Here is a 25,199-nt window from a genome sequence, read left to right as displayed (position 1 = left end):
GCTCCGGGAACCGTACGGTTCCGTTCAATGCCGGCAGAGGACCGCCCGATAATCCGACAAACACACAAAGGAAATAATATCATACAAACACGTCTTTGACAAGGAAAACGTTCCGGCATTCGCGTTACATTTTCCCATTGCCGTCCGATTCCCACTCTTCAATCCACTTCCGCTCCCGCTCAGTGAGCTCGACACCGGCCAGCAAATCCGGACGCCGCTTCCATGTCCGGTACAGCGATTGCCGGCGCCGCCACTGCGTCACATTCTCATGATGCCCGGAGAGGAGCACGTCCGGAACGGACCAGCCGCGGAACTCCGCGGGACGGGTGTATTGGGGATATTCAAGCAGTCCCGTGCTATAGCTGTCGGTGACTGCGGATCGTTCGTTGCCAAGAACGCCGGGAAGCAGCCGGACCACGCTGTCGATCACAGCCATCGCCGCGATCTCCCCGCCGGTCAGCACATAATCGCCGATCGATATTTCATCGGTGACGAGGAATTCCCGAATACGTTCGTCATAGCCTTCGTAATGTCCGCAAATAAGTATGAGCCGCTGTTCTTTCGACAGCTCCTCCGCCTTGCGCTGCGTATATGTTTCTCCTTGCGGGCACATAAGGATGACGCGCGGCTTCTCTCCCTCTCCCGCGACATGCTCAACCGCGGAGAAGATCGGTTCCGGCTTGAGCACCATGCCTCCGCCGCCGCCGTACGGATAGTCGTCGACCGTATTATGCTTGTTGCCCGCAAATTCGCGGAAATTGACCGCGCGGAGGCTTACGATTCCTTTCTCCTGCGCCTTCCCTAATATGCTGGAGCCGAACACGCCGGCGAACATCTCCGGAAACAGAGTGAGCACGTCGATGTTCATTCGAGGAGACCCTCCATGACGCGAATCGTCACAAGCTTGTTCGGCACGTCCACCGACAGCACGACATCGTCGATGTACGGCAAGTAGACCGGTTTCCCTTTCTCCCGCGCAACGACCCACACGTCGTTCGCTCCCGGGCGAAGAATGTCGGCAACGGTTCCGACGTTCTCGCCTTCTTCCGTCACCACGCGGCATCCGATAATATCGTGGAAGTAAAATTCGTCTCTCGCGAGTCCCGCTTTTTTGTCCGACGACACCTTGAGAAGCCACCCTTTATACGGTTCAACCTCATTGATGCTGTCGAACTCCCGAAGCTTTACGATATAAACGTTTTTTTGCTCGCGGGCTTGCGCAACGGTGACGGCGGCCGTCCGGTCTTCTTCTTCCGGATGAACGATAAGCAGCTCGCTTCCTGTGCGAAAACGCTGCTCGGGAAAGTCCGTTTCAGGCCACACTTTCACTTCTCCGCGTATGCCGTGCGTATTGACGATTTTGCCTACCAACAAATATTTCGGTTTCATGACGTTACCTCCGCATAAGGCTTGGACGCTTTCAGGATTGCAAAAGGGCTAGGAACGAGTCCTAACCCTCCGCGTTACGAAACGATTTCGACGGCAATGCGCTTGCCGCTCCGCGCGGACGCGGATGTGACGACGGTCCGCACCGCCTTAATGATGCGGCCGCCTTTGCCGATTACTTTGCCGACGTCATCGGGGTGAACGAACAACTCGTACAGAACGGATTGCTCGTCTTCGGTCACTTCCACGCGGACGTCGTCAGGATGGTCGACCAATCCTCTGATAAGTGTGCGCACCAACTGTTCCATCGCGCACCTCCGATCCGAAGCGATTATTTCTGCAGCTTGGATTCGTGGAATTTTGTCATGATGCCCGCTTTGCTGAACAAGTTGCGAACGGTGTCGGACGCTTGCGCGCCGCTTTGCAGCCACTTCAACGCCTTTTCTTCGTCGATCGTCACTTGAGCCGGTTGGGTTACCGGATTGTAAGTGCCGATTTCTTCGATGAACCGGCCGTCGCGCGGAGAACGGGAGTCGGATACGACTACGCGATAGAACGGAGCTTTGTGAGCGCCGATACGCTTCAAACGGATACGTACTGCCATGAAACTTTCACCTCCTTCAAAGAGTGGAATGACCGGACTTGCGACTTATTGCGATTATCCGAACGGGAACCGCATGCCGCCTTTGCCTTTGCCCATTTTTTTGAGCATTTTGTTGCCTTTGCCGCCCATCATGCCGGAAAATTGCTTCATCATTTTCTTCATCTCTTCGAATTGCTTCAGGAGACGGTTGACATCCTGCACCGTCGTTCCGCTGCCTTTGGCAATCCGTTGTCTACGTTTCGCGTTGAGAATTTCCGGCTTTTGCTTCTCCGCTTTCGTCATGGAAAGAACGATCGCTTCCACACGGGCCATCTGCTTCGGATCGATCTTTGCGTCCTTAAGCTGCTTCATGTTACCCATGCCGGGCAGCATCTCGAGAATGTTTTCAAGCGGACCGAGCTTCTTCACCTGCTGCATCTGCTCGAGGAAATCTTCCAGCGTAAACTCCGCCTTCCGGAATTTGCGCTCCATCTCTTTCGCCTTATCCTCGTCGATGTTCGCCTGCGCTTTCTCAATGAGCGACAGCATATCGCCCATGCCGAGAATCCGGGACGCCATCCGCTCCGGATGGAAAGGTTCAAGCGCGTCGACCTTCTCCCCGAGCGCCGCGAACTTGATCGGCTTGCCGGTCACGGCTTTGACCGACAACGCCGCTCCGCCGCGAGTGTCGCCGTCGAGCTTGGTGAGAACGACGCCGGTTATTTCCAGTTGGCCGTTGAAGTGCTCCGCCACGTTCACTGCGTCTTGCCCGGTCATCGCGTCGACGACCAGCAAAATTTCGTCCGGCTTCGTCTCTTCGCGTATGTTGTGCAGCTCGCCCATCAACGTTTCGTCGATGTGTAGGCGGCCCGCCGTATCGATGATCACATAATCGTTATGGTGCTCTTTCGCGTGCTCGACCGCTTGCTTCGCGATGTCGACGGGATTTGCCTTGTCTCCGAGCGTAAACACGGGAGCTTTCACCTGCTCGCCCAGCACTTGGAGCTGCTTGATCGCCGCAGGCCGGTATACGTCCGCTGCGACGAGCAGCGGGCGGTGGTTTTGCTTGATGAGCATCTTCGCAAGCTTGGCCGTAGTCGTTGTTTTACCGGCGCCTTGCAAGCCGACCATCATGATGACCGTCGGTGACCGGTTCGACCGCGCCAGCTTCGCATGCGTTCCGCCCATCAGCTCGGTCAGTTCCTTATTTACGATGTTGACGACGGTCATCCCGGGGTTGAAGCCCTTCTCCAGCGTCTGGCCGATCGCCTGTTCCTTCACCTTCGCGACGAAATCCTTCACGACCTTGAAGTTTACGTCCGCCTCCAAGAGCGCGAGACGCACCTCGCGCATCGCTTCGGTTACGTCGTCTTCCGTCAATTTCCCTTTGCCGCGCAATTTCCCGAACACGCTTTGCAGACGGCTCGACAATCCTTCGAATGCTGCCACGACAAGCTCACCTCCTATGCCGTTAGTTACTTTTGCTGCCTTACACCATCTCGTCCAGCAGCGCCCGGATCCGTTGTTGCGCTTCCGGATGCGCCGCTTTCTCGAGCTCGGAGCCGATTTCCTCCGCAAGCTGTCTCCTGCGCTCGTATTTCGCGAACAGCCGCAGCTTGTCCTCGTATTCCTCGAGCGTCGTCTCAGCCCGCTTTATATGTTCGTAAATCGCCTGGCGCGACACGGAAAACTCCTCCGCAATTTCGCCAAGCGAATAATCGTCGTGAAAATAATATTTCAGAAACGTCCGCTGTTTCTCGGTGAGCAGTCCCTCGTAGAAGTCAAACAGCACATTGATGCGGTTCGTCTTAGCCAGCGCGTCGCGTTCCGCCCGTCGGGCGCGTTCGGCGCGTTCGGTCTTCTCCGTACGATCCGTCATCCCAACGGCTCCTTCCGCAGCTATCCCGTCAAGGGAAAACACTTTACAGTCACCTTGGTTAGTATAGTGCATTCGAGAGACGATGTCAAGGTAATCGCCTTGATAGTGTACTGTTGAAGTGGCTGATGGCGGCTTTTGCGTAGATACCTGTCACAGGCTTGCCCCCGATTCCTGCGTGCGATATCATTTTATCGTTGGAGGAGGAGAAAAACGATGACGCCGAACGAGCACGAAACGTTGGTAGAATTGAGCAAGAAGCGGCTATGGCTTCCTTTTACCCAGATGAAAGATTACGACCGCGACCCGCTCATTATCGAGCGAGGCGATGGCGTGTTTGTGTGGGATACGCAGGGCAAACGGTATTATGACGCTTTTTCATCCGTGTGGCTAAACGTGCACGGCCACCGGAAGGCGGAGATCGACGAAGCGGTCCGCGAGCAGCTGAACAAAATCGCCCATTCCACTCTGCTTGGTATGACGAACGTGCCCGCGACGGAACTGGCGGACAAGCTGGTGCGGATCGCTCCGGCAGGAATTACCCGCGTCTTTTATTCGGACAGCGGGGCTGAAGCGGTCGAGATCGCGTTGAAGATGGCGTTTCAATATTGGCAAAATGTCGGGCGGACGGAGAAACGGAAGTTCGTCACCATGCGCGGCGGCTATCACGGGGATACGATCGGAGCGGTCAGCGTAGGCAATATCGATATATTCCATAAGATGTACCGGCCGCTGCTATTCGACAGCTACAAAGTTCCTTACCCGTATGTATACCGTCACCCGAGCGGCGATGCGGAAGCATGCCGGGATGACTGCTTGCGGCAATTGGAGGCGCTGTTAGCCGAACATGCGCACGAGGTCGCGGGGCTCACCGTCGAATCGATGATCCAAGGAGCGGCGGGCATGCTCGTCATGCCTCCCGGATTTTTCAAAGGTGTCGAGCAATTGTGCCGCAAATACGACGTGTTGTTGATCGCCGACGAAGTCGCCACCGGGTTCGGCCGCACAGGACCGATGTTCGCCTGCGAACACGAGGACGTGACTCCGGATATTATGACCGTCGCCAAAGGAATTACCGGCGGCTATTTGCCGATTGCGGCAACGATGACCACCGAGCGCATATATGAAGCGTTCTACGCGGATTATACGGAGTTGAAGACGTTGTTCCACGGCCATTCGTACACTGGCAACCAGCTCGGATGCGCCGCGGCGCTTGCCAATTTGCGTTTGTTCGAGAAAGAAGGCGTTCTGGCGTCGGTTCAAGAAAAGTCGCAATGGCTGCGGGCGGAACTATCGTCTTTCGAAGAGCTTCCGCACGTCGGAGACATCCGCCGTCTCGGCTTTATGGCCGGCATCGAGCTGGTACGCGACCGCCGAACGAAAGAGCCGTTCGAATGGGCGCGACGCACCGGATACAGGGCCACGCTTTACATGCGCGAATTGGGCGTGCTGACCCGCCCGCTAGGAGACGTCGTCGTGTTTATGCCGCCGCTTGCAAGCACGAAGGAAGAGCTATCCGAGATGCTCGCCATTATGAAGCGGGCGATCGGCGAAGTGACGGAACAGTGATTTTTCCCTGACCGGGTCGAATTGTCCGGTCAGAGTGTGTCGCATTTGTACAAAATTTGATCAATAGCTCCACTAATCGGTTACAAGCGTTGAAAGCCGCTTTCCGGCGCTGTAACCGGACTTTCTCCGGTTAAGAGGGCTCAACGGGCCGAAAATGAGCGCTGTAACCGGACTTTCTCCGGTTAGTAGGGTGCAACGGGCCGAAAATGAGCGCTGTAACCGGACTTTCTCCGGTTAAAAGGGCTCAACGGGCCGAAAATGAGCGCCGTAACTGGACTTTCTCCGGTTAAAAGGGCTCAACGGGCCGAAAATGAGCGCCGTAACTGGACTTTCTCCGGTTAAAAGGGCTCAACGGGCCGAAAATGAGCGCCGTAACTGGACTTTCTCCGGTTAAAAGGGCTCAACGGGCCGAAAATGAGCGCCGTAACTGGACTTTCTCCGGTTAAAAGGGCTCAACGGGCCGAAAATGAGCGCTCTAATCGGACTTTCTCCGGTTAGTAATGCGCAGCGGATCGAAAGTGCCGGGTAAATACGCTGTAATCGAAAAATTAGCGACTGCAAGTTCGTGTCAACAATGAATCGACAGTCTCATCTCTTCGCTTACATCGTCTAATTCCGGCTTTTGCGGACGTGTAAGCGAATTTTCTTCGCTTACAAAGTCCAATTCCGTACTGAATAAAGCGCCGACTCGCCGGCTGAATTTACAGCCGCGAATCGGCGCTTTTTACTTCTGTTCCTGAGCCTCATCCTCCGCGGAGTTCAAAAACAACGCATGCACGAACTGCTCCGAGTCGAACGGCTGCAAATCGTCCATCTTCTCGCCCAAACCGACAAATTTCACCGGCAGCTTCAGCTCTTGCCGGATGGCGATGACGATGCCGCCCTTCGCGGTCCCGTCCAGCTTTGTCAGCACGAGACCGGTGACCCCGGTCTTCTCGCCGAACAGCTTTGCCTGCTGGAGTGCGTTTTGTCCCGTAGTGGCATCGAGCACAAGCAGCACTTCGTGCGGCGCTTCCGGAACTTCCCTGCGGATGACGCGGTATATTTTGTTCAGCTCTTCCATTAAATTGACCTTGTTTTGCAGCCGGCCGGCCGTATCGCATATAAGAATATCCGATCCGCGGTTTTTCGCGGCATGCAGCGCGTCGAAGATGACGGCCGCGGGATCCGCGCCTTGCGATTGTTTAACGACATCGACGCCGGCCCGTTGGCCCCATGCTTCCAACTGCTCGATGGCGGCCGCCCGGAACGTGTCGCCTGCGGCAAGCAGCACCGATTTACCTTGCTGCTTGAACCGGTGCGCCAATTTGCCGATGGTCGTCGTCTTTCCGGCGCCGTTCACGCCGACGATAAGAATGACGGTTAACCCGGTGTCGGCCAACCGAAGAGTGCCGGCATCATGATCGTCATCCCCTCCGAGGAGTCCGACAAGCTTTTCCGACAGTACCGGACGGAGCTCGGAAGGCTCCTCGATGCGCTGTTTGCGCACTTCCGCACGCAGGTCGTCGATCAGGCTCATCACCGTGTTGACGCCGACGTCCGCGCCGATCAATATTTCTTCCAGTTCCTCATAGAACGCTTCGTCGATCTTTTTGCGTCGCAGGAACAAATCCTCCACCTTGCCGACGAAAGCGTTCCGGGTTTTGGACAACCCATCTTTAAACTTGCTCGTCACCTCTTCGGCTCTCGAAGAGATACTTTCACGCAGCCTCTTAAAAAAACTCAAGGTTTCACGCTCCACTTTTTTCGTTCTATACTACAACCGGGCAGCCATGCAGCTAGGCGGTCATCGGCTCATCGTCTTGATCAAGCCGGACGGACACAAGCTTGGACACGCCGCCCTCTTCCATCGTCACGCCGTACAGCACGTCGGCTTCCTCCATTGTGCCTTTCCGGTGCGTAACGACGATAAATTGAGTTTGACCCGAAAATTCCCGCAAATACTGGGCAAACCTTGCGACGTTCGCCTCGTCCAGCGCAGCTTCCACTTCGTCAAGCACGCAGAACGGAACCGGCTTGATTCGCAAAATTGCAAACAACAGCGCGATCGCCGTCAATGCGCGCTCTCCTCCGGAAAGCAGCTGCAGGTTTTGCAGTTTTTTGCCCGGCGGCTGCGCGACGATATCGATGCCCGTTTCGAGCAAATTGTTCGGTTCGGACAAGACGAGATCCGCCCGCCCGCCCCCGAACAATCGGGAAAACACGTCCGTAAACTGCTCCCTGATCGCTTGGAACGAATGCAGGAACCTCTTGGACATCTCGTCTTCGATTTCGCGGATGACGCCGTACAGAGCGGTCTTCGCTTCGATCAAATCTTTCTTCTGGCCGGAGAGGAATTCCCAACGTTCCGAAACGCGAGCGTATTCTTCTATTGCGCCGAGGTTCACTTCGCCGAGCGCTGAGATAGCGCGTTTCAAATCGCGCACCTCGTTCTGAACGGCCGGCACGTCGTCCGGCACGGGATACCGGTCTTTGGCCAGCTCATAGCTTAACTCGTACTCCTCGGCCAGTTTCTTCAACAAGTTCTCGAGCTCAACGTCCAACCGGTTTACGCGGATATCCGTTTGCCGCACTTGCTCTTCGACGGCTCTCAACCGGTTGCGCTCTTCCCGCGTCGCGCTTTCTTCCCGGTCGAGGCGGGCGACCAGCTCCGCGCGTTCCGCGCGCTTGTAGTCAAGCTGCTCCGCACACCGTTCTTTGAGGATACGAAGATCGTTCCCCTGCTCGATTCGGGAGGTCATCTCCCGCTCGAGCGCCGCCAGCTCCTCCTGCAAGCGCGCAACGTTGCCTGCCGCCTCCCCGATTTCACCCGTCAGCCCCGAGCATTCCGTGCGAAGCCGCGCCAGCTGAGCGTCAAGCGATTGCTTCTCCTGCGAAGCCGATGCCGCCTTCACCTTCCAATCGGTAAGAAGCTGCTGCAGCTCCTCCTTCGCCGACTGCGCCGCTTTGCGCGCCAGCTCGGCTTCGCGGATCGAATCGGTAAGCCGGGCTTCTTCCCCGGCGAGCCGTTCGATCCGCACGGCCAGCTCCGCCCGCTTATCCGACTCTGCGGCGCGCTCTTCCGCGATGCCGGCGATGTCGGTCTCGAACAACTCCAGCTGCTCCTTCGCGTTGCGCAGCTCCGCGTTAAGGCGCCCTAGCTCCGCCCGCGCCTCCGTTTCCTCGCGACGCTTGCGCTCGCCGGCGTCCCGGCACGCCTCGAGCGCTTTTTGCGCTTGCGCGAGCTCATCGCGCAAGCCTTGCACGCGCTCTCGCAGCTCGTCGGTTTGCCGTTCCGCCGCCTCGATTTCTTGCCCCAGCTCCTCCAATTGGCGCTGGCGGCCGAGCAGAGATACGTTCTTCTTCTGCAAGCTGCCGCCCGTCATGGACCCGCCGGCGTTCACTACGTCGCCTTCCAGCGTTACCACCCGGTACCGGTAGTTCAGCCTCGCGGCGATGCGGTTCGCGTGCTCCAACGTATCGGCAACAACCACATTGCCGAGCAAGCTGCCGACGATCGCGGAGTACGTTTCCTCATATTGCACGAGCTCCGACGCCACGCCGACGAAGCCTTCCGTACCCGATGCCGTCTTGCGCTCATTCTCCGGAATCGACCGCGCTTTGATGACGTCGAGCGGCAGGAACGTGGCGCGCCCGAGCTGCCGTCCTTTCAAGTATTGAATCGCTTCCCGAGCGCTCGGTTCATTCTCGACCGCAATATGCTGCAGCGCGGCGCCGAGCGCGGTTTCCAGCGCGGTTTCGTATTTCCCGCTCACCCTGATCAACTCGGCCACGGCGCCGTGGATGCCCGTAAGTGAATTGCGCTGCTTCGCTTTCAACACTTCCTTGACGCCGAGCGCAAAACCGTCGTAATCGTTCTGCAGCTCGCGGATCGTTTCGCGGCGCGATACGAGAGAGTCGACTTTTTGCTCCCATTTGCGCACGGTCGCTTGAGCTTCCTCCAGCAAGCCTTGTTTTTCATGAATCGCTTGCCCAAGCTCCATATAGCGGTTTCGTTCGCCCTCGATTTCGGCCTGAAGCGCCTCCAGCCGCTGCGTCCAATCCGAGCGCGCGCCGTCAAGCTCGAGCACTCTAGTCTCGGCCTTACCCCTCTCCTCGCTCAACCGGGCGAAACGCCGTTCGCCCTGCTCCGCCTGCGTCTCTATGTATTTCAATTCGTTGCGCGCGGAGGCAAGCTCGTTCAATTTGTCCAGCAGCTCCGCTTTCAACCGCTCTTCGGTCTCGCCGGCCGTTCCGCCGGATTCGGCGATAAGCCGGTCTTCTTCGCTGCGGATGCCGGCTTGCAGCTCGTCCAATTGAGCCGAAACGGCACCTCGTTCTTTCAGCAACGCTTCTTCTTCCGCCCTGCGTTCTTGCAGTTTTTCCTCAAGGGAGCCGATCGTCTCCTGCAGATTGGCGATGTTTTCTTCGGAATGCTTGCGCCGCTCCTTCAACACTTCGCCCACGCTGAGGCTTTTCTCCAGCTCTTCGCTCGTGCGCAGCAGCTCCGCCTGAAACTCCTCGATCTTCTCTTCCAGCTTCCGCAGCTCCGAACGGTGCGTCTCGAGCTCCGCGTCATGAGCCGAAACGACGGAAGATAGCGTCAGTTCTTCGTCTTTGAGCTTGTTCAACGCGTTGTTCGCTTCCGTCCAAGAACGGTGCAGCTCGCCGATATTGTGGACATACAGCGATATTTCCTTCGTCTTTAGCGCTTCCTTCAGCGATTTGTATTCGGTCGCTTTCTCCGATTGGATGCGCAGCGGCTCCAGCTGGTCCTCGAGCTCCGAAGCAAGGTCGTGAATCCGCACCAAGTTCGCCTCGGTTTCGTCAAGCTTCTTCTGCGCTTCTCTCTTGCGCGATTTATATTTTACGATGCCTGACGCTTCTTCAAAAATGCCGCGCCGGTCTTCAGACCTCGTGCTGAGAATTTCTTCGATCCGGCCTTGGCCGATGATCGAGTACGCTTCTCTGCCGATGCCCGTATCCATAAACAATTCGGTTATATCTTTCAGTCTGCACGACTGTTTGTTGATGAAATACTCGCTTTCACCGCTGCGGTGTATTCTCCGGGTGACCGTAACCTCGCTGAAATCGAGAGGAAGCGCATTGTCGCCGTTGTCCAGCGTCAAAGACACTTCAGCGTAATTCACCGCTTTGCGCGCGTCGCTGCCGGCGAAAATAATGTCCTGCATATTGCCTCCGCGCAAGCTCTTCGCGCTTTGCTCGCCGAGCACCCAACGGATGCCGTCGGAGATGTTGCTCTTGCCGCTTCCGTTCGGGCCGACGACCGCCGTAATGCCGGTGACGAACTCGAGCTCCGTCCGATCCGCGAACGATTTAAATCCGGCCAGTTCCAATCTTTTGAGAAACAAAAAATATCACCCCACAATATTGTAGCATAAAAGGACAAGCGGGGCGCATCCTTTTTACACGTTAGGCGACTGCGTCGGGGACGACAAAGAGGAACGACCGCCCCAATTGGATGAAATTATTCATGCATTAAAAAAAGGATATCCGGATTTCGACCCGATATCCCTTGTGACATTCTTTCTGAAAGTTCGGTTCATTGTTCGGCAATTTCCCCGTCATTGAAGTCCTTGACTATATATCGAACCGGTTTATGGCAATGTTCTGTTCATAAATCGTTCCTTCGTTACCATTATTCCCAGCATTCAACCTGCGTATCAAACGGTTTTGGCAACAAACTGTTTATATCCAGTTGCCTGGACAACATTTTATGAACATTGATTTGCCATAATTGAAAATACGCAACTAAAGAACACGGAAAAATGGCTCTGTTAAGACAAGTTACGAACATGCTATTGCCATAGTAGAACCGAGGCGGTAACCCCAGGCGTGTGACAGAGCGAAAAAAATAAAAAAGGCACATCATTTTATACTATTTGAACGGTCAAGCCTTGATTGCTCTAAAAAAGATACTTGTTTTCCGCTATTACCGGCGCAACGGGCAACAAATAGCGGAACATCGATGTGCTTATTGGACTCTAACCGACGCTTTTCGCCGGGATAGCAACACCGTTAACGTTTCGCCCCGAACGCTTCGCGGTCGAGCCGCATGATCGCTTCCGCGGCAGCTTCCTGCTCCGCCTCTTTCTTCGTTCTTCCGACGCCGCTCCCCCACGTCTTGCCGTTCAACCGGGTCTCGATGACAAATTGCCGGTCGTTCGCCGGACCCCGCTCCTCGACGACCGCGTACTCGATCGCGCCCAAGCCTTCCTGCTGCACTCGTTCGTGCAGCCGCGATTTCGCGTCGATCACTCCGCGGGCCACATAAGATTCAATCTCCGGAAACATGTGCTTGTGCAAAAACCGGAGCACCGCATCCCAGCCGGAATCCAAATAAATCGCTCCGACGAGCGCTTCGAACATATCCGCAAGCAGTGCCGGACGGGTCCGCCCCCCCGATAGCTCCTCGCCCCTGCCGAGCAGCGCGTACGAACCGAGAGACAGTCCTTTGGCCAGCCTGAAGAGCGCTCCTTCGCGGACGATGGCCGCCCGGACGAACGTAAGCTTGCCTTCCGGCCATTGCGGATATACGCGAAACAGATGCTCCGCAACGGCCAGCTGCAGAACGGCGTCCCCCAAATATTCGAGCCGCTCGTTATGCGTGGCGTCGCGGTGTTCGTTTACGTAAGACGAGTGAGTGAACGCCTCGCGCAGCAGCTCCGCATTGTTGAAACGGATATCAAGTTCGGTTTGCAGCCGTTCCCAGTCGCCAGAACTCATAATCGTATTCTCCGTTAACCCTCGAACTTCTTCAAAATTATCGTCGCGTTATGACCGCCGAACCCGAACGAATTCGACAATGCCACTTTGATATCCGCTTTGCGCGGCTTGTTGGGCACATAGTCGAGGTCGCATTCGGGATCTTGATTATCCAAATTGATCGTTGGGGGCATGGTGCCGTGAGTCAACGCCAATCCGCAGATGACGGCTTCCACTCCCCCGGCCGCGCCGAGCAAATGCCCCGTCATCGATTTGGTGGACGACACGGCAAGTTTATACGCTTGTTCGCCGAACGCTTCTTTAATCGCCTTCGTCTCCGAAATGTCGCCCACAGGAGTGGACGTGCCGTGCGCGTTAATGTAATCCACGTCTTCCGGCTTCAACCCGGCGTCGGCCAACGCTTTCTTCATACAGCGCGCCGCCCCGTTCGGATCGGGGTCCGTCATATGATGGGCGTCGCCGCTCATGCCGTATCCGATCACTTCCGCATAGATGCGCGCTCCGCGCTTTTGCGCGTGCTCGAGCGATTCCAAGATCAACACTCCCGCGCCCTCGCCCATGACGAAGCCGTCGCGATCCGCGTCATACGGACGGCTCGCCCGTTGGGGCTCTTCGTTGCGCGTGGACATTGCCCTCATCGCGCAGAAGCCGGCCAGTCCGGTAGGACGAATCGTCGCCTCGGCTCCTCCGCATAACATGACGTCCGCTTCGCCGTTCTGGAGCAGGCGGAACGAATCTCCGATCGTGTGCGATCCGGTCGCGCAGGCGGTGACGGTTGTCGAATTCGGCCCTTTCGCGCCGGTTATGATCGATACGTGGCCCGACGCCATATTTGCGATCATCATCGGAATAAAGAACGGCGAAACGCGCTTCGGCCCTTTCTCAAGCAACACTTTATGCTGTTCTTCCCACGTGCCCAAGCCGCCGATTCCGGAGCCGATGTAGACGCCTACCCGTTCGGGGTCCGTATCCTCGGCAATCGACAAGTCGGCGTCTTTCAACGCCAATTGCGCCGCAGCCGCCGCAAATTGAACATACCGGTCCATCTTCCGGGCTTCTTTGCGCTCGATATAAAGCTCAGGGTCCCAATCTTTGATTTCCGCGGCAATGCGTGTCGAATACTCGCTTACGTCGAATGCTTCAATCGTTGAAACTCCCGACTTGCCCTCCATCAAATTGTTCCAAAACGTATCCAAATCGCGGCCGAGCGACGTTACCGCGCTCATCCCCGTAATAACGACCCGATGTTTCATTTCAACCCACCTCGATCAATATACGATGTCATGATAAAGACATATGTTAAAGGCGCAATGACGGCCTTTATAATCTCTAAATGTGGAGAAGTCCCGTTCCTTGCGAAAACGGGACCCGAAACTCCATCTTACGTATGAGATTGTATGTAATTCACTACTTCTCCCACCGTAGTGATCTTCTCCGCGTCCTCATCGGAGATTTCCATATCGAACTCATCTTCCAGCTCCATTACCAACTCGACGACGTCGAGAGAGTCGGCGCCCAAGTCGTCCTTGAAAGAAGCTTCAAGCGTCACTTCGGCCTCGTCCACGCCGAGGCGGTCGACGATAATTTTTTTAACACGGTCCAAAACGTCGGACATCCGGTTCACCTCCTATCTGGTATTATACGAAAATGACGGCAAAAATGCCACAACGTGTCCATTCCAATGACCGGGACCCGAAGATGTTACATATACATTCCGCCGTCCACGTGAAGCGTCTGTCCGGTCATGTATGAAGCGTCGTCGGAAGCGAGGAAGCGAACGGCCTTCGCGATCGATTCGGGGCGGCCGAACGACGCGAGCGGAATTTGCTTCAGCATCGCTTCTTTCATTTCCGAACTCAATTTGTCGGTCATGTCCGTCTCAATAAAGCCGGGAGCCACGCAGTTTACCGTAATGCTCCGGGAAGCGAGCTCGCGCGCGACCGACTTGGTCAATCCGATAACGCCCGCTTTCGCGGCGACATAATTGGCCTGCCCGGGGTTTCCGAGCGCGCCGACGACCGAAGAGATGTTGACGATGCGGCCGCTCCGCTGTTTCATCATCGGCCGCGTTACCGCTTTGATGCAGTTGAAGACGCCTTTCAAATTCGTGTCGATGACCTCGTCGAATTCTTCTTCCTTCATTCTCATCAATAGGTTATCACGAGTGATGCCGGCATTATTCACTAAAATGTCCACTTTGCCGAAACGTTCCAGCGCAACCGACACCATTTCCTCCACTTGCGCGGCGTCGGCCACGTTCGCCCGGATCGCGAAAGCCCTGCGCCCCATCGCTTCTATTGCAGCCACCACTTCATGAGCCGCGGCTTCGTTGCCGGCATAATTTACCGCGACATCGGCGCCGGATGCAGCCAGCTCCAGGGCGATCGCCCTTCCGATTCCTCGGGACGCGCCGGTGACGAGCGCCGATTTCCCTTCCAACATACCGATTCCTCCTCACTTGCTTCAACGATTCGTTATCGCGGACAACCTTCGGTTGCCTCCTTAACGGCTTACAGCAGTGCCGGAACCGCTTCCTTCGCGGATTCCGCGCTGTTCACGGAAATCGTACGAACCTCTTTGTCGATTTTCTTGATAAGTCCGGCAAGCACCGTACCGGGTCCGAACTCCACGAACGTGTCGACGCCCAATTCGATCAACCTGCGCACACTGTCTTCCCACAGCACCGGAGAAAACACCTGACGGACGAGCAGACTGCGAATGTCCGAAGGGTCGGACGTTTCCCGCGCCGTAACGTTGGCGATCAACGGCACGGCCGGCGCCTGAATAACGACGCTCTCCAGCAGCTCGCTCAGCCGTTCCGACGCAGGCTTCATCAGCGACGAATGGAACGGTCCGCTCACTTCGAGCGGTATGATCCGTTTCGCCCCCGTCTCTTTGCCCCGGGCCGTCACCGCCTCCACGCCTTCGCGCGTGCCGGAGACGACGATTTGCCCCGGGCAATTTACATTCGCGAGCTCGACGCGCCCCGCCTCGGCCGATACGGCTTCGCAAAGCGCCGCCAACGCTTCGCGCTCCGCGCCGAGCACGGCCGCCATCGCGCCCTTCCCGCCCGGAATAGCTTCTTCCATGAAGCGGCCGCGCATATGGACAAGGCGTGCAGCGTCCGCGTGGGAAAGCGCCCCCGCGGCGGCAAGCGCGGTCCATTCCCCGAGACTGTGCCCCGCCACGTAATCCGGACGCGCTTCCGCGCCTCCCGCGGCTTTGAACGCTTCAAGATATGCGAGACTCGCGGTGAGCAGCGCCGGCTGTGTGTTCGCCGTCTGCTTCAGCTCCGCGTCCGGACCCTCGAACGCGATGCGGGATAAATCAAAGCCTACCGAGGCGTCCGCCGCTTCAAACAATTTCTTGGCTTCCGCATTCGTTTCCCATACGTCTTTTCCCATTCCGACCGTCTGAGCTCCCTGTCCGGGAAACACCCAAGCCGTCTTTCCCAAGTTTTCCCGCTCCTCCCTGACTATATTATCCAATTGCTTCCATTACCAAGTCAACACCGCGCCGCCCCACGTGAGCCCGCCTCCGAAGCCGACGAGCACGACGGTGTCGCCTTTCTTCACACGGCCCTCTTCCACCGCTTCCGCAAGGGCGATCGGGATTGTCGCCGCCGAGATGTTGCCGTAGCGGTCGACGTTGATCATCACTTGATCTTCCGAAAGCTCCAGCTTCTCCATCGCCGCGTGGATAATCCGGATGTTCGCCTGGTGCGGAACGAGCAGATCGATATCGCGCTTCGTCTTCCCGGCTTTCGCAAGCACGCTTTCCGTGAGCGTTTCCATGATGCGCACGGCGAACTTAAACACTTCCCGCCCGTTTTGCCAGATGTGCGGCGTCATTCCTTCCGGCAAATCGGATTCCTTAGGGTAGCGCGAGCCTCCGACGCAGCCTCCGCGTAGCAGCGACCCTCCGGAGCCGTCGGCGCCGAGCTCGAAAGAGAGGAAACCTCGTCCTTCTTCCGTCGGGCCGAGTACAACCGCGCCCGCGCCGTCGCCGAACAAGATGCATGTATTCCGATCCGTATAATCGGTCACGCGCGACAGCACTTCGGACCCTACCACAAGCACGTAATCATACATGCCGGAAGCGATGAAATTCGCCCCGTTTGCAAGCCCGTACACGAAGCCGGAGCAAGCGGCCGACAAATCGAACGCGGCCGCGTTCTTCGCGCCGAGCCGCTCCTGCAATATGCAGGCAGTCGACGGACACGCCACGTCGGGAGTCATTGTCGAGACGATAATCAATCCGAGCCGCTCCGGGCCGATCCCCGCGTTCTCCAATGCGATCCTGGACGCTTCATACGCCAGATCGGAAGCGGCCTCTTGCTCGGATGCGATACGCCGTTCCTTAATGCCGGTCCGCGTAACGATCCATTCGTCGTTCGTTTCCACCATCTGTTCCAAATCTTGATTCGTCAATATGCGCTCGGGCACGTATTTGCCCGTTCCATGCACACCCACCGGTCTTCCGATCATGTTACTTTTCCCCTTTCCCAAGCTCCGCGGCGATCGTGCCGACTACATCCTTCGCAATCGCAAGCCGCGTTTGCCTGACGGCGTTCTTTATCGCACGGGCGTCGCTCGAGCCGTGGCATTTCATCACCAAACCGGAAAGCCCCAGCATCGGCGCCGCTCCGTGTTCCTTATAATCCAGTTTGTCCCGAAATGACCGAAGACCCGGACGCAGCACCGCGGCAGCCAGTTTAGTAATCGTATTTCGGGTGAATTCCGTCTTCAGCGCCGAGAATACGGCGGACGCCGTTCCTTCGAGCGCTTTGAGCAGCACGTTGCCGACGAACCCGTCGCATACGAGCACATCGCAGACCCCGTTAAGTACGTCGCGCGCCTCCACGTTGCCCACGAAGCGGATCGGCGCTTGCTCCAGCAGCGGATACGCAGCCTTCGTCAGTTCGTTGCCTTTGCCGGGCTCCGTGCCGACGTTGAGCAAGCCGACGCGCGGTTCATCGATCCCGTGCACGTTGCGGCGATATATGCTGCCCATTACGGCATATTGCGTAAGCTGCTCCGCCGTCGCGTCCATATTCGCTCCCAGGTCGAGCGCCAATACGCCCGTGCCGTCCATCGTCGGAATCATCGGCGCAAGCGCAGGACGTTCGATTCCGGAAAGCCTGCCGACGACGAGAAGCCCCGAAGCCATTAGCGCTCCGGTATTTCCCGCGGAAATGAACGCGTCCGCCTCGCCCTCACGGACCATGGCGGCCGCCGCAACCATCGATGAATCCTTCTTTCTCCGCACGGCGCGAACCGGTTCTTCATCCGGGGCTATGACTTCCGGCGCATGCCGGACATGAACGTTCGACGGAGCGGACGCTTCCGAAAGCAGCCCGCGGATCCGGGCTTCGTCTCCGACAAGCGTAATCGTCACGTCAGGCCATTCTTTCGCCGCCGCAACGGCTCCTTCCACGGCCGCTTCCGGCGAATGATCGCCGCCGAACGCGTCAACGGATATCCGCATTTTCCGCCGCTCCTTTCTCCTCCGTATGTTTGGCGGACCGATAAATTACGAAATGTCCTTGAAATACAAGTTCGTCGCCAACGTATGTAAATAATTCCACTTTCGCTTTCCCCTTGTCCCCGGGCGCAGAGCGGACGTACGCTTTGGCCACGCACCGCTCTCCCAGCCGGACCGGCCGAATGAAGCGGATGTCGGCTGAAGCGGTCAACGCCACTTCATCGTCGATTATGGCCACCGCCAGAGAATTTGCCTGTGCAAATATATGGTGCCCCCGGGCAATTTTTGTACGCGCGAAAACATGCTCCTTCCCGATCTCGAGAATGGATATGCCGAATTTGTCAAGCTGGAGGTCGATGACTTCACCGATCACTTCATCCATTCCCAGCGATTTCGCCACCCCCTGGGATTCTGCGGCCATTAGTTTAATGCGTTCCCGCACTTCCGGGATGCCGAGCTCCATCCGGTCCAGCCGCACCGTCTGAATGCTGACTCCGAATTGCAGCGACAATTCTTCATCCGTAATGAAAGGGTTTGTCCGGATGCGTTCCTTCAGCCGTTCCTGCCGCACCGGTTTCGGCAATCGTTCGATGGGGGCCACCTCCAACCACGCTGGGATTAGTACCAAGTCCTAATAGCAGTATATAGTACTTGGTGTACATATGACAACAAAAAAAGCACCTCGTCTGCGAGATGCTTTTCATTCGTTTATTAGCCTTGCTTTACGATATCGCGCGATTTGTATGTTCCGCACACTTTGCAAACGTGATGGGCCAATTTCAATTCGCCGCAATGGTCGCATTTCACCATGCCCGGGACTTCCAATTTGAAATGGGTCCGGCGCTTGTTTTTGCGCTGTTTGGACGTCTTCGTAAATGGTACTGCCATGTTCCCACCTCCTTGCAAGAGTGCTCTCTCGTCTCATAATTATCGATTAAAAAAATCTTTCAATCCCGCCAATCGGGGATCAATCGTTTCCTGTTCGCAATCGCAAGATTGCGCATTGCGATCGGTTCCGCAAACGGGGCATAACCCTTCGCACGCCGTGTCGCACGAGGGTGCAAGCGGCAGTTGGACTAGAAGCGAGTCCTTCAGATGAGGAACCAAGTCCACGCGCTCATCGTGCACGAGATGGACGTCCTCGTCTTTGTCCGCGATGCTGCGCTGCTGCGTAAACATCTCTCCGACCGGATATCCGATGTCCTCGGTGAACGCCTTCAGACACTTAGAGCAAACGAGCTCAAGCTTCGCCTTCAACGTCCCTTCCACCTTCGCCAGTCCCGCATCCCATAGCGCAGTCAAGTCGGCTTTCACCGGCTCTTCGATGCGAATGTCCCTGCGTCCGGAAACGAGCTCGGACATATCCAGCATACCGTGGAGTTGAACCGGACCGTCCTTCGAAGCCAGTTCGCGTAAATTCAAGATCACGTGCGATCACCCCAAACAAACAAAGACTATTATATCCATTCAGTTTGCTCGTTGTCAACAAAAAGTATGTCGCGCTTGTCAGCATGCAAGAGTTTATCTGACGAACTCCTCCAACTCCTCGAATGATATTTCGGCTGCAACCTCATATCCGTTTCCCCGCCCGAGCGGCTTTATCACAACCGTACCCATATTTGGAATGTGACCGAGCGCCAATCCTCGCGGGAAACTGTGGGCGACGATCACTTTGTTTTTACCTTCAGGCGGCTTCATTTCCAGCACCGTTGTGAGAGCATTCAGCACACTTTCTTGCTCAGCAGAAGGAAGTCCGCGGCTTAATCTATAGATATTAATCCAGAAGTCATCGACTCGGACATTTTGTTCGCCGAATGCCAATCCGGCAGTTTCCCTTGTACGGCAAAAGGGACTCGCGGATACCGGTAAATCGAGGTGGATGTTTAGGCTGCGAAGCGCCTTCCCGTATGCCGCAGCTTGCCTCCTGCCCGGCTCCGACAAATTTCTTTGCGTCGAACAATCGCTGAAGACGATGATCGGTAGATCGGCTCCTGCCGTCGCTTCTCCATGTCTGACATATAGAATATAACCGCCCTCGCGCATAGCGTTTATTAATGAAGGGCTGATTTCCGCCTCCGCCGATTGTGTCGATAAAAGCATGAGCAAAGCGAGAAACACGGTGCAACAGACACTTCTCATCGGTGATCTCCTTGTTTGCCGCAAATGTACATTTACAAAACCTTAATATGCGATTAACGCTGCGAAAACATTCGAACCATATGATTCACCCTGTAAAATATTATTTGCATGGGAGTGTAAATATGGAAAAGAAACTGGATCGCCGCACATTTTTGTCTTACTTGGGAACGGGCGCGGCAGCGCTGGCAGCAGCTTCCGCAGGGCTTGGCGTATTGGAAGGCAAAGCATCCGCCATGTCTCCGGCCGCCGATCACCTGTTCGGCTTCAAGACGAACAAAGTAAGCGGTTATTTCAAGCCCATCCAACCTTCTAAAGAGGACAAGCTGGTATTGCCTGAAGGCTTCAGGTACGACGTTGTGGCCGCATTTGACGACGTCATCAACAAAGCCGGCGAAAAATTCGGTCAAGGCGCCGACTACAATGCATTCTTCCCGATTGACGGCTCGAATACGCGCGGGCTGCTGGTTACAAATCACGAATATACGAATATGTTCTTGTTAGGTCCGATCGCGGACAGCGGGAAGACGAAAGAGCAGAAGGAAAAGGATTTGTATTATCAGGGCATGTCCGTGATCGAGGTGTATCAAGATAAAGACGGCGTTTGGAAGATGGACACGTCTTCGAAGCACGCGCGCCGCATCACCGGCTTCACGAAGTTCGACGTAACCGGACCTGCGAAGGGCTCCGCCGCGATGAATAACGCTACTACCGCGCAAGGCACGTTCGCGAACTGCTCAGGCGGCGTGACGTTCTGGAACACCGTGCTGTCCTGCGAAGAAAACTTCATCGATACGGCAGAGGAAAACAATTTGCCGGAATCGCATTACGGCTGGGTTGTGGAAGTCGATCCGTTTGACGGCAAATTTTTGAAGAAGCATACCGCCCTCGGCCGATTCAATCACGAGAATACCGCTATGGGCTTAACGGCGGACAAGCGTGTCGTCGTGTATATGGGCGACGACAAGAAAGACGCTTGTGTTTACAAGTTTATCAGCAACGGCAAATATGACCCTTCCAAGGGACGCGCAAACTCCGCACTGCTGGAGAACGGCACGCTATACGTCGCTAATCTGAAGAAAGGCGCATGGGTTGCAGTGACTTACGAAGCGGTATCCAAGGTGCTGGCAAGCGAGAAATTTAAAGCGCCTTACGGCGTGAAAGACACTCGCGAAGAGCTTCAGGCTAAATTCAAGAGCCAAGCCGACGTCGTCGTCAATTGCCATGAAGCTGCGCTTCTTGTCGGAGGAACACCTACCGACCGTCCTGAAGATATCGAGATCTCGCCGTTTGACAACACCGTGTTTATCTGCCATACGAATAACGATACTCACGGCAACATCCACGGCCACATTACCCGCATCTTCGAAAATGAAAATGACCTTGGCTCTCTCGGGTTTGATTTCGAAATCTTTGCCGCCGGCGGCCGCCAATCCGGCTTCAGCTCCCCGGACAACCTGGCGTTTGATTCGAACGGCAACCTGTGGGTCGTGACTGACATCTCCACAAGCAGCCATAACAAAGGCGTGTACAAATCCTTCATGAACAACGGCCTCTTCGTAATCCCGACGACGGGCAAGCACATGGGCGAAGCGATGCAGTTCGCTTCCGGACCTGTCGACAGCGAGTTGACCGGCCCGTTCTTTACTCCGGACGAAAGAACATTGTTCTTGTCGGTGCAGCATCCGGGGGAAATGACCGAAGACTTGAACAACCCGACCAGCTTGTGGCCGCACCGTCCGGGCGATAAGAAAGCGCGCTGCGGCGTTGTTGCGATCAGCGGGTTCAAATTCGGTTAACGGATACACTTTCGATCTTCATTTTGGTATAATGTCCAGTACGAGTGTTTTGGCTTGTTTGACCTTTGAAACTTTACGCGGAAGGCGGTCTTGCCGCTTTTCGCGTACCATCTTTATTAGAGGGAGTTGTGCAGCATATGCCATTCGGAAGTATAGGCATCCCCGGCTTGATATTAATCTTGATTATTGCGCTCATTATTTTCGGTCCGTCGAAATTGCCGGAGCTCGGCCGCGCATTCGGACGCACGCTAAGCGAATTCAAGTCGGCTACCCGCGATTTGGTGTCGGGCGGCGACAAAGACAAAGACGAAGACAAAGCGGACAAGCCGCAAGGCCAATTGTCCGCGGACAATAAGTAAACCTTCATTACCCGGGGGAAAAGATGACAGAACAAGAGCTGCATCTCACGGAGCATCTTGCGGAATTGCGCAAGCGGATTCTCATCACACTGGGCGTCTTTCTGGCCGCCCTTTGTGGTGCTTTTATTTATGTAGAACAAATATATAAGTGGCTGACCCGCGATTTGGACACGAAACTGCAAACGCTGGGTCCCACCGATGTGCTATGGGTATATCTCATGATTGCCGGCGTATTCGCCATAGCGGTAACGATCCCGGTCGCAGGCTACCAAATTTGGCGTTTCGTCGTGCCCGGTTTGAAGCCGACCGAGCGGCGGGCGTCGCTGGCATACATCCCTGCGCTGGCCGTGCTGTTCGTAATCGGCATATCGTTCGGCTATTTCGTCATCTATCCGATGGTTCTCTCTTTCTTGAACGGCTTGGCCGCCGGCACCTTCGAAACGAATTATACGGCGGAAAAATACTTCCGGTTTATGATCAACATGACCGTACCGTTCGGCGTTTTGTTCGAAATGCCGGTTGTCGTCATGTTTTTGACGACGCTCGGCATATTGAATCCGGTCCGGCTTGCCAAAGCGCGGAAGCTTGCTTATTTCGTCTTGACGATCGTCGCCGTTACCATAACTCCGCCCGATATCGTGTCGGACGTGCTCGTCATCGTCCCGTTATTTCTTCTGTATGAAATCAGCGTCGGATTATCGCGTTTCGTATATGTCAGAAGGCAAGCAAGACTGGACGCGGCTGCCAAATTGTGATGGTCGCGAAAGCCGGTTTCAAGCGCTGTACCGAATATATAAGTTCACTAAAATGACCGTTATTACGTCCTATCGCGGAATCCTGCGGGTAAAGGCGTTAATAACGGTCATTTTTTCCCCATCTTCTTGTTGATATCATCAATATGTTAATCTATATATAAATTTTTCGCCGCGAAGGACGGATAGGGACATATGGGAATAACGGCGGGCATTGTGGTGGAATATAATCCTTTTCATAACGGACATGCCTATCATCTGGAACAGACGATCCGCGCCACGGGGGCGGAGACGATCGTTGCGGTGATGAGCGGCAATTGGCTTCAACGGGGGGAGCCGGCGCTCGTGTCCAAACGCGCTCGGACGGAGATGGCCGTCGCGGCCGGAATCGATCTCGTTATTGAGCTTCCTGTCGCTTACAGCACACAGCCGGCGGAATGGTTCGCCTTCGGCGCGATTTCGGCGCTGGAAGCGACCGGCGTCGTCGATGCCGTCTGTTTCGGGAGCGAGCTCGGGGATGCCGACGCACTGATGGCCGTCGCCGAACGGATGCGGGATGAGCCGGACATATTCCGGGACATCATTCGCGAGCAATTGAAGAAAGGCGTTCCGTATCCTGCCGCATACGCTTCCGCCGTGCAGACGCTGTCCGCGGATCAGGAGACGGCGCGCCTTCTGGCCCAACCGAACAATTCATTGGGCTTTCACTACTTGCTCTCGTTGTTTCGCATGGGCAGCGCCATCCGGCCATACACGATTCAACGAGTAAAGGCGGGCTACTCGCAAGCCGACATCTCCGACGAATCGATTGCAAGCGCGACCGCCATCCGAAAGCTGCTCCTGCGCTCCGAACGACCGGATCGCGATTCGCTATGCGAGATCGCTTCTTACGTACCAAATACAACGTTGGCGGTGCTGCAGCGTGAAATCGATGAAGGAAGAGGACCCGTTCACTGGGAACGGTACCGCCTCCCGCTCCTTCACCGGCTGCTGGTTCAACCGGCCGAGCAGCTCGCGGCTTATCGCGAAGTGACGGAAGGGCTCGAATACCGCATCAAAAAAGCGCTCTCCGCGCTCGATCGGCCGGCAACGGTGGAGCGCTTGCTGGAGGCGCTTAAAACAAAGCGCTACACGAGAACGAAACTGCAGCGCATGTTGACCTCGATCTATTTGGAGCACAGGAAAGATCAATTTTGCCCCGATACGCTGCGTAATGGCGTTCCCTATCTCAGGGTGCTGGGGTTTTCGGAGCGCGGGCGCGCGCTGTTGAAGCGGATGAAACGAACGGCGCGCGTCCCGGTGCTGACCGGCGTCGGTCGTCGGGACGCGCACCCGATGCTCTCGCTCGATACCGCGGCGACGGCAGCCTATGTGCTTGGCTATCCTTCCGCGGCGTCGGCATGCGCCGATGCAACCGATTGGAACGGCGATTTCTACGCCTCCCCCGTTCAACCGCCTTCCGCGGAAGCCTCCGGCTCCAACGACTCCAAATAGCGAAGCGCGTCTTGGATGGTCGATACCGGGACGATCGCCATGCCGCTGCCGATGTCGCGGGCTTTCTTCTCCGCCTCGGCCGCATTGTCCGCGGGAACGAAAAACACCGCCGCACGTTCCCGATCGGCCGCCACTACTTTATGCCGCACGCCGCCGATCGGCAATACTTCCCCTTTCGGCGTAATTTCTCCGGTTCCGGCAACGATGCGGCCTCTCGTAATATCGCCGGCCGTCAATCGGTTTACAATTTCAAGGGAAAACATCAGTCCGGCCGAAGGCCCTCCGATATGGCCAACCGCGATATCGGCCTGTTTTGCCGGATCGGCGCTTACGACTCGCTGCAATGCGGCATAACCGATTCCGATACCGGAGCGCGGAGGCTCGGAGCCGGGCAATGGTGTCAATTGTATTTCCTCTTCCCGCGTTGCATCGCCGCGTTTGAATTTCACCGTAATTTTATCCCCGTCGCTTAAACCTTCTATCGATGCCGGCACGTCGTCTGCGGAGCGGATTTGTTTCCCGTTCAACGCAAGCAGCGCGTCGCCCGGACGCAGCACTCCTTCCGCTCCCGTTCCCGGTACGATGTTCGTAACGACGATGGCCGAATCCTTCACCTCATAAGGAATGTGTATTGCGTTATATGCCGCCTCGATGGCGTTCGACTGCGACGTTCTCATCGTCAGCTTCTGCCTGGCGGAGTAATCGTTCCTCGTACGCCCGCGCAAAATATCTTCTTGCCGGAACAATTGCGCATTAGGATTGAACCCCGCCGCCACAAACTTGAACACGTTGGCGAAGGTGACCTCAACCGTCGTCAGCACGAATGCTCCTTCTTCTTTGTCCTTCGCTCCCGCGACTTTCACCATCGGCCGAACGTCTTCCGCCGTGCCCGGCTCGTATACGACGTAAGGCACCGGCACTAACGCCAACAAAATAACGGCGATGACGGAAGCGGCGAGACCGAGCAAAAACGATCGCGTATTATCAAGCCCAAGATGCCGGCGTTGCAAATGAACCACGCTCCTCTCCTGCCGG

Annotated in this window: 25 protein-coding genes; 5 read left to right on the top strand and 20 right to left on the bottom strand. The window is 56.1% G+C overall.

All coding sequences use genetic code 11. From position 1 onward, the window contains the following. Positions 1-124 precede the first annotated feature (124 nt). From trmD to JET16_RS17485, 6 genes are all read right to left on the bottom strand, one after another. Positions 125-868 (bottom strand): tRNA (guanosine(37)-N1)-methyltransferase TrmD, encoded by a 744-nt coding sequence (gene trmD, locus JET16_RS17510; RefSeq protein ID WP_199617913.1) that lies wholly within the window; start codon positions 866-868, stop codon positions 125-127. Beyond that, the gene (gene rimM, locus JET16_RS17505; protein ID WP_199617911.1) at positions 865-1,389 is read right to left on the bottom strand and encodes a ribosome maturation factor RimM; all 525 of its coding nucleotides are present in this window, start codon (positions 1,387-1,389) and stop codon (positions 865-867) included. Before rimM ends, trmD begins: the two co-directional genes overlap by 4 nt. Positions 1,390-1,463: 74 nt before the next feature. Continuing rightward, complete coding sequence (locus JET16_RS17500; protein ID WP_199617909.1) at positions 1,464-1,694, bottom strand: KH domain-containing protein; 231 nt, start codon at positions 1,692-1,694, stop codon at positions 1,464-1,466. Positions 1,695-1,717: 23 nt separating this feature from the next. Beyond that, the gene (gene rpsP, locus JET16_RS17495; protein ID WP_199617907.1) at positions 1,718-1,990 is read right to left on the bottom strand and encodes a 30S ribosomal protein S16; all 273 of its coding nucleotides are present in this window, start codon (positions 1,988-1,990) and stop codon (positions 1,718-1,720) included. Between the two features lie 54 nt (positions 1,991-2,044). After that, positions 2,045-3,418, bottom strand: coding sequence for a signal recognition particle protein (ffh, locus tag JET16_RS17490; RefSeq protein ID WP_199617905.1), 1,374 nt, complete (start codon positions 3,416-3,418; stop codon positions 2,045-2,047). A gap of 40 nt (positions 3,419-3,458) precedes the next feature. Then, a complete protein-coding gene (locus tag JET16_RS17485) occupies positions 3,459-3,848 on the bottom strand; it encodes a putative DNA-binding protein (protein ID WP_199617903.1) in 390 nt (129 codons plus the stop codon). A gap of 213 nt (positions 3,849-4,061) precedes the next feature. Between JET16_RS17485 and bioA the strand changes: the two genes are divergently transcribed. Then, entirely contained in the window at positions 4,062-5,414 is a 1,353-nt protein-coding gene (gene bioA / locus JET16_RS17480) for an adenosylmethionine--8-amino-7-oxononanoate transaminase (RefSeq protein WP_199617901.1), read from the top strand. Positions 5,415-6,138: 724 nt separating this feature from the next. Here the strand turns inward: bioA and ftsY are convergent. The 13 genes from ftsY to JET16_RS17415 form a co-directional block, all read right to left on the bottom strand. Further along, entirely contained in the window at positions 6,139-7,140 is a 1,002-nt protein-coding gene (gene ftsY, locus JET16_RS17475) for a signal recognition particle-docking protein FtsY (protein WP_199617899.1), read from the bottom strand. Between the two features lie 52 nt (positions 7,141-7,192). Then, positions 7,193-10,765 carry a chromosome segregation protein SMC gene (smc, locus tag JET16_RS17470; protein WP_199617897.1) on the bottom strand — a complete coding sequence of 1,191 codons (3,573 nt, stop codon included), beginning with the start codon at positions 10,763-10,765 and terminating at the stop codon, positions 7,193-7,195. Positions 10,766-11,432: 667 nt separating this feature from the next. Next, positions 11,433-12,140, bottom strand: coding sequence for a ribonuclease III (gene rnc, locus JET16_RS17465; RefSeq protein WP_199617895.1), 708 nt, complete (start codon positions 12,138-12,140; stop codon positions 11,433-11,435). A 14-nt stretch (positions 12,141-12,154) separates the two neighbouring features. Then, entirely contained in the window at positions 12,155-13,393 is a 1,239-nt protein-coding gene (gene fabF, locus JET16_RS17460) for a beta-ketoacyl-ACP synthase II (protein WP_199617893.1), read from the bottom strand. A gap of 128 nt (positions 13,394-13,521) precedes the next feature. Then, entirely contained in the window at positions 13,522-13,755 is a 234-nt protein-coding gene (acpP, locus tag JET16_RS17455) for an acyl carrier protein (RefSeq protein WP_199617891.1), read from the bottom strand. A gap of 86 nt (positions 13,756-13,841) precedes the next feature. After that, positions 13,842-14,582 (bottom strand): 3-oxoacyl-[acyl-carrier-protein] reductase, encoded by a 741-nt coding sequence (gene fabG, locus JET16_RS17450; protein WP_199617889.1) that lies wholly within the window; start codon positions 14,580-14,582, stop codon positions 13,842-13,844. Positions 14,583-14,650: 68 nt separating this feature from the next. Next, complete coding sequence (gene fabD, locus JET16_RS17445) at positions 14,651-15,595, bottom strand: ACP S-malonyltransferase (protein WP_199617887.1); 945 nt, start codon at positions 15,593-15,595, stop codon at positions 14,651-14,653. Positions 15,596-15,637: 42 nt separating this feature from the next. Next, the gene (locus JET16_RS17440) at positions 15,638-16,627 is read right to left on the bottom strand and encodes a beta-ketoacyl-ACP synthase III (protein WP_199617885.1); all 990 of its coding nucleotides are present in this window, start codon (positions 16,625-16,627) and stop codon (positions 15,638-15,640) included. A gap of 1 nt (position 16,628) precedes the next feature. Then, the gene (gene plsX, locus JET16_RS17435; RefSeq protein ID WP_199617883.1) at positions 16,629-17,627 is read right to left on the bottom strand and encodes a phosphate acyltransferase PlsX; all 999 of its coding nucleotides are present in this window, start codon (positions 17,625-17,627) and stop codon (positions 16,629-16,631) included. Then, the gene (gene fapR / locus JET16_RS17430) at positions 17,611-18,207 is read right to left on the bottom strand and encodes a transcription factor FapR (protein ID WP_199617881.1); all 597 of its coding nucleotides are present in this window, start codon (positions 18,205-18,207) and stop codon (positions 17,611-17,613) included. Before fapR ends, plsX begins: the two co-directional genes overlap by 17 nt. Before the next feature lie 128 nt (positions 18,208-18,335). Continuing rightward, positions 18,336-18,512: a 50S ribosomal protein L32 gene (gene rpmF / locus JET16_RS17425; protein WP_199617879.1), complete on the bottom strand. Its 177-nt coding sequence runs from the start codon at positions 18,510-18,512 to the stop codon at positions 18,336-18,338. Positions 18,513-18,551: 39 nt separating this feature from the next. Then, complete coding sequence (locus JET16_RS17420) at positions 18,552-19,052, bottom strand: YceD family protein (protein WP_199617877.1); 501 nt, start codon at positions 19,050-19,052, stop codon at positions 18,552-18,554. A 93-nt stretch (positions 19,053-19,145) separates the two neighbouring features. After that, on the bottom strand, positions 19,146-19,763 hold the full coding sequence (locus JET16_RS17415) for a histidine phosphatase family protein (RefSeq protein ID WP_233531783.1): 618 nt from the start codon (positions 19,761-19,763) through the stop codon (positions 19,146-19,148). A 122-nt stretch (positions 19,764-19,885) separates the two neighbouring features. Here JET16_RS17415 and JET16_RS17410 point away from each other — a divergent pair, with 122 nt between their 5' ends. From JET16_RS17410 to JET16_RS17395, 4 genes are all read left to right on the top strand, one after another. Continuing rightward, positions 19,886-21,559, top strand: coding sequence for a PhoX family protein (locus JET16_RS17410; protein WP_199617875.1), 1,674 nt, complete (start codon positions 19,886-19,888; stop codon positions 21,557-21,559). A 137-nt stretch (positions 21,560-21,696) separates the two neighbouring features. Then, entirely contained in the window at positions 21,697-21,918 is a 222-nt protein-coding gene (tatA, locus tag JET16_RS17405; protein WP_199617873.1) for a twin-arginine translocase TatA/TatE family subunit, read from the top strand. 23 nt (positions 21,919-21,941) lie between these two features. Then, positions 21,942-22,673 (top strand): twin-arginine translocase subunit TatC, encoded by a 732-nt coding sequence (tatC, locus tag JET16_RS17400; RefSeq protein WP_199617870.1) that lies wholly within the window; start codon positions 21,942-21,944, stop codon positions 22,671-22,673. 192 nt (positions 22,674-22,865) lie between these two features. Beyond that, entirely contained in the window at positions 22,866-24,164 is a 1,299-nt protein-coding gene (locus JET16_RS17395; RefSeq protein WP_199617868.1) for a nucleotidyltransferase, read from the top strand. Here JET16_RS17395 and JET16_RS17390 read toward each other — a convergent pair. Next, positions 24,119-25,183 carry a SepM family pheromone-processing serine protease gene (locus JET16_RS17390; RefSeq protein ID WP_199617866.1) on the bottom strand — a complete coding sequence of 355 codons (1,065 nt, stop codon included), beginning with the start codon at positions 25,181-25,183 and terminating at the stop codon, positions 24,119-24,121. The genes JET16_RS17395 and JET16_RS17390 overlap by 46 nt on opposite strands. Positions 25,184-25,199: the final 16 nt, after the last annotated feature.

The sequence above is a fragment of the Paenibacillus alkalitolerans genome, assembly GCF_016482785.1.
Taxonomy (GTDB): Bacteria; Bacillota; Bacilli; order Paenibacillales; family YIM-B00363; genus Paenibacillus_AE; species Paenibacillus_AE alkalitolerans.
The sequence above is the reverse complement of the archived record's forward strand: the minus strand, read 5'-3'. Positions and strand labels throughout refer to the sequence as shown.

What these genes read in the sequence shown, in the direction of transcription:
- trmD (WP_199617913.1), bottom strand. Translation starts at nt 868, where the DNA reads ATGAACATCGACGTGCTCACTCTGTTTCCGGAGATGTTCGCCGGCGTG.
- rimM (WP_199617911.1), bottom strand. Translation starts at nt 1,389, where the DNA reads ATGAAACCGAAATATTTGTTGGTAGGCAAAATCGTCAATACGCACGGC.
- JET16_RS17500 (WP_199617909.1), bottom strand. Translation starts at nt 1,694, where the DNA reads ATGGAACAGTTGGTGCGCACACTTATCAGAGGATTGGTCGACCATCCT.
- rpsP (WP_199617907.1), bottom strand. Translation starts at nt 1,990, where the DNA reads ATGGCAGTACGTATCCGTTTGAAGCGTATCGGCGCTCACAAAGCTCCG.
- JET16_RS17485 (WP_199617903.1), bottom strand. Translation starts at nt 3,848, where the DNA reads ATGACGGATCGTACGGAGAAGACCGAACGCGCCGAACGCGCCCGACGG.
- bioA (WP_199617901.1), top strand. Translation starts at nt 4,062, where the DNA reads ATGACGCCGAACGAGCACGAAACGTTGGTAGAATTGAGCAAGAAGCGG.
- rnc (WP_199617895.1), bottom strand. Translation starts at nt 12,140, where the DNA reads ATGAGTTCTGGCGACTGGGAACGGCTGCAAACCGAACTTGATATCCGT.
- fabF (WP_199617893.1), bottom strand. Translation starts at nt 13,393, where the DNA reads ATGAAACATCGGGTCGTTATTACGGGGATGAGCGCGGTAACGTCGCTC.
- acpP (WP_199617891.1), bottom strand. Translation starts at nt 13,755, where the DNA reads ATGTCCGACGTTTTGGACCGTGTTAAAAAAATTATCGTCGACCGCCTC.
- fabG (WP_199617889.1), bottom strand. Translation starts at nt 14,582, where the DNA reads ATGTTGGAAGGGAAATCGGCGCTCGTCACCGGCGCGTCCCGAGGAATC.
- JET16_RS17440 (WP_199617885.1), bottom strand. Translation starts at nt 16,627, where the DNA reads ATGATCGGAAGACCGGTGGGTGTGCATGGAACGGGCAAATACGTGCCC.
- plsX (WP_199617883.1), bottom strand. Translation starts at nt 17,627, where the DNA reads ATGCGGATATCCGTTGACGCGTTCGGCGGCGATCATTCGCCGGAAGCG.
- rpmF (WP_199617879.1), bottom strand. Translation starts at nt 18,512, where the DNA reads ATGGCAGTACCATTTACGAAGACGTCCAAACAGCGCAAAAACAAGCGC.
- JET16_RS17415 (WP_233531783.1), bottom strand. Translation starts at nt 19,763, where the DNA reads ATGAGAAGTGTCTGTTGCACCGTGTTTCTCGCTTTGCTCATGCTTTTA.
- JET16_RS17410 (WP_199617875.1), top strand. Translation starts at nt 19,886, where the DNA reads ATGGAAAAGAAACTGGATCGCCGCACATTTTTGTCTTACTTGGGAACG.
- tatA (WP_199617873.1), top strand. Translation starts at nt 21,697, where the DNA reads ATGCCATTCGGAAGTATAGGCATCCCCGGCTTGATATTAATCTTGATT.
- tatC (WP_199617870.1), top strand. Translation starts at nt 21,942, where the DNA reads ATGACAGAACAAGAGCTGCATCTCACGGAGCATCTTGCGGAATTGCGC.
- JET16_RS17395 (WP_199617868.1), top strand. Translation starts at nt 22,866, where the DNA reads ATGGGAATAACGGCGGGCATTGTGGTGGAATATAATCCTTTTCATAAC.